Here is a 1,080-nt window from a genome sequence, read left to right on the forward strand (position 1 = left end):
CGCCGGCGAGGCCGGCGGGACCGCCGAGGCGGCCGATGCGGGAGGCGTCGCGGGCGCGTTTCCGGCGCTCGAGCCGGTGCGCCGCGTGCTTGAATAGCGGCATGAGCGAAGCAGCCGATCTCCGTGCTCCGCACGATCCGAGCGATCTGCGAGATCCGCGCGATCCGCGCGAGGCCCGCGAGCATCCGGAGGTCGAGCGCTCGCAGCATCGAGTGGCCGAGAGCGAGGACGTGCCGGGCGGGATCGGTCGGGCGGCGAACGAGGAGTTCCGGGTCGACCTCGAACGGATCCGATTCTCGCCCTACTTCGGGCGGCTCTCCGCGGTGACCCAGGTCGTTCCGCAGACCGGGGTCGGCCCCGTCATGCACAACCGGCTGACGCACTCCCTCAAGGTGAGCGCGGTCGCGCGCGTCATCGCGACGAACCTGGCCGCGCAGGCGGCACGGCACGAGGCGTATGTGCGGGGGGAGGCTGTCGAGGACGACGCGACCGGGGCCATCGTATCCCGCCTGGGCGGCTGCGACAGCACGGTGGCGCAGGCCGCGGCCCACGCGCACGATCTCGGACATCCTCCGTTCGGGCACCTCGGTGAGCGAGTGCTCGACCGGATCGCGCGGGAGCGCCTCGGGCTTGCCGAGGGCTTCGAAGGCAATGCCCAGACCTTCCGGATCCTGACCGCGCTCGATACGCTCGGCCGCGACTTCCCCGGCCTCAACCTCACAGCGGCGACGCGCAGCTCGGTGCTGAAGTACCCGTGGACACGGGGCGAATGGGTGGGCGTCGACGCGGTGCGCGCACCGGTCGAGGATCGCCCCCGCGGTGTGGGCCTCGATCCGGAGAACGGCGCCGAGAAGTTCTCCGCCTACGCGGTCGATGCGGAGCAGATGGAGGAGGCCCGTGCGGCGTTCCCCGCCATCGGCGAGGGGGCGCAGACCGTCGAGTGCGCGGTCATGGACCTCGCCGACGACATCGCCTACGCCGTGCACGACCTCGACGACTTCACCCGCGCGGGCGTGCTGCAGCAGGCGGCCGTGGCGCGTGAGCTGCAGGCCTGGTCGGCCGACGCCGCCGACCTCGACG

General features: G+C 72.6%; 1 protein-coding gene. It reads left to right on the forward strand.

The genetic code is table 11. The features are described 5' to 3' along the window. Positions 1-101 precede the first annotated feature (101 nt). A partial coding sequence (gene dgt / locus ACFPZL_RS13525; protein ID WP_382335903.1) for a dGTP triphosphohydrolase occupies positions 102-1,080 on the forward strand: 979 nt, incomplete at its 3' end.

This window comes from Leucobacter soli (assembly GCF_042659205.1).
Lineage (GTDB): Bacteria > Actinomycetota > Actinomycetes > Actinomycetales > Microbacteriaceae > Leucobacter > Leucobacter soli.